We start from the raw sequence: 2,621 nt of genomic DNA, 5'->3' as shown, positions 1-2,621 counted from the left end.
CGGCCCAGCGTCGGGCCGCGCGCCGCACCCGCAGCGAGCCGAGCATCGCGGCGTCGGCGGGGTCGACCCAGCCTGCCGCCGCGTACTCGGCCAGGTGCGTGGCGATGACCCGCGCCTCCCGGCGTCTGCTCAGCACCGCCATCACGAGGTAGCCCACGAACAGCGGCACCTGGACCAGGACGTAGAGCACGAGGAACGTCGATCCGAGCGACGCCGAGTAGTTCCACAACCCGTGCAGCCCGACGGCCACGAGGTAGCCCAGCACCGGGGCGAGCACCCGCACGGCCGGGCGCCGGGTGCGCGCCGCCAGACCGATCCCGATGCCGGTGGCCGAGGTGAACAGCGGGTGCGCGAACGGCGAGAACAGGCATCGGACCACGAAGGTGGCCGCAAGCCCCTGGCCGCCATCCTCCGTGAGCGCCGTGCCCAGGTAGAGCACGTTCTCCACGAAGGCGAAGCCGATCCCGACCATCCCGGCGTACACCAGCCCGTCGACCACCCCGTCGAACTCGTGGCGGCGCAGCAGGAACACGAGCAGCACGGCGAGTCCCTTGAACAGCTCCTCGACCACCGGGGCGACGAGCACCGCGGTGGTCGTCGCATCCTGGCCGGAGCTGACGAGCAGCAGGTCCGCTGCGGTGTTGAGCAGCAGTGCGGCGAACGTGGCGACGGCCGCACCCCAGACGAAGGCGAACGTGAGCAAGGAAGGCGGCTCCCGCTCCCAGCGGTCCAGCCACAGGTAGAAGGCGACGACGGGGATCACCGGGACGAGGGCGAGACCCGTGCCGACGGCCAGCGCGCGGGGTCCCGTGCTCAGCCAGATCGCCAGCACGGTGAGGGTCCCCGTGACGACCGCGAGCAGCGCGAATCCGATCCAGGCCAGCACCCGCAGCGTGGAGGGTCCGCCGACCGAGGGGGTTGCACGTGACGGGCCGGGGAGCGGGGCGCCGGCCGGGGGCGGGGTGAGGCTCACGCCGGGAGGGTAGCGGCGCGGCGCGCGACAGACGAGCCGGGGTGCGTTCCGGGGGCCGGCCAGCATGCTGGTCGCCGTCGCCGTCGCCGTCGCCGTCGCCGTCGGTGTCAGCGTCCGCGTGGCGCGCAGCGCGCGGGCGTGGCGGCGGGTCTCAGCCCGCAGCCCCGTCGTCGGCCAGCGCCGCCGCGCCGTGGCGGCCGACGGCGTCGAGCAACGGGTACTCCTGCGGATGGGCGCACAGCGCCACGACGAGGGGCGCCACCCAGGCGCGGGCCCGTCGCCAGGTCGCCTCGTCGACCTCGGGCAGGGCGGCGGTGAACGCGGCCCGGCCCGCCGCGTCGAACGTGAGCCACCGGGTCGCCAGGTCGCTGGCCGGGTCGCCCGCGGTGAGGTCGCCGAAGTCGATGAGCGCGACCAGCCGGCCGTCCCGCACGAGCAGGTTCGCCGGATGCGGGTCGCCGTGCAGCCAGAGCGCCGGGCCGGTCCAGGCAGGGGCCGCGAGCCCGTCCAGCCAGGCGGCCAGCAGCACGTCGGGCCGGGGGCCCTGGGTCAGCCGGGGGCGCACGGTCGCGTCGCGGACGGCCAGCGGGACCCCGCGGTACGGGCTGTGCGGGGCATCGGCGGGCGCCGGGACGTGCAGCGCCGCGAGCGACCGCGCCAACGCCGCCGCCCACGGGGTGCGCTCGGCGACCGGGACGGTCTCGGCCCCGACACCGTCGACCCACCGCACGACGGACCAGGGCGACCCGAACAGCCGGGAAGGTCGCCCGACCCGGACCGGGACGGGCGCGGCGACCGGCAGCAGCGTCGCGAGCTCGGGCAGCCAGCGCTGCTCGTGCTCGATGAGCGGGACGGACAGCGCGCGCAGCGGCAGGCGCACGGCCAGGTCGTCGCCGAGCCGGAACAGCGCGTTGTCCCAACCGGCCCCGGCGCGCACGAGCCGGCGCCCGGCCAGGTCGGGATGCTGCTCGGCGAGCAGCGCACGGACCAGGGGGACGTCGACGTCGATCTCGTGCAGCGGGTGCACCGGCGGGCCGCTCACAGGTCCGGCTCGACGAGCCGGGCGGCGTCCCACGGCACCGTCCAGCCCAGCGCGTCGAACAGCCCGGAGAGCACGAGTGCGGTGAAGCCCCAGACCAGCAGGCCGTCGAGCACGAACGCCGGCGTCCGTGACGCGCCGCGCCCACCCGACGGACGGTGGGCGGTCGCCCGGTTCGCCGGGTCCAGCAGATCGGCCACCGGGACGCGGAAGACCTCGACCGTCTCGGCATGGTCGACCGCGGCAACCTGGGACGGCCGGGTCCACCAGGCGAGCACAGGGGTGACGAGGTTGCTGCTCACCGGCAGCGGCAGCGGGGCCAGCGTCCCGAGCACGTCGACCCCGGCGGGCTCCAGCCCGGTCTCCTCGACCGCCTCGCGCAGCGCGGCCTCGGCCGGGCTCTCCCCGGGGTCGATGCCGCCGCCGGGGAACGAGATCTGACCGGGGTGGTGGCTGAGCGTGCTGGACCGCCGCTGGAGCAGCACGTCCAGGTCGGACGCCACCGGGCCGCCGGCGCGCGCGGGCAGCGCGTCGAGCACCCCGAACAGCACGAGGACCGCCGACCGGCGGACCCCCGGCGAGGTCGGCCGGGCGCTCCACGCCTCGAAC

Annotated in this window: 3 protein-coding genes; all 3 read right to left on the bottom strand. The window is 76.2% G+C overall.

What is annotated here, in order from left to right:
• A partial coding sequence (locus F2B26_RS15665) for a PrsW family intramembrane metalloprotease (protein WP_159810934.1) occupies positions 1–973 on the bottom strand: 973 nt, incomplete at its 3' end.
• Between the two features lie 151 nt (positions 974–1,124).
• Positions 1,125–2,015, bottom strand: a complete 891-nt coding sequence (locus F2B26_RS15660) for an aminoglycoside phosphotransferase family protein (RefSeq protein ID WP_159810932.1) — start codon at positions 2,013–2,015, stop codon at positions 1,125–1,127.
• Positions 2,012–2,621, bottom strand: a 610-nt coding sequence (locus F2B26_RS15655) for an NUDIX hydrolase (RefSeq protein ID WP_159810930.1), incomplete at its 5' end; no start/stop codon positions are given. The genes F2B26_RS15660 and F2B26_RS15655, both read right to left, overlap by 4 nt.

This window comes from Cellulomonas citrea (assembly GCF_009829685.1).
Lineage (GTDB): Bacteria > Actinomycetota > Actinomycetes > Actinomycetales > Cellulomonadaceae > Cellulomonas > Cellulomonas citrea.
The sequence above is the reverse complement of the archived record's forward strand: the minus strand, read 5'-3'. Positions and strand labels throughout refer to the sequence as shown.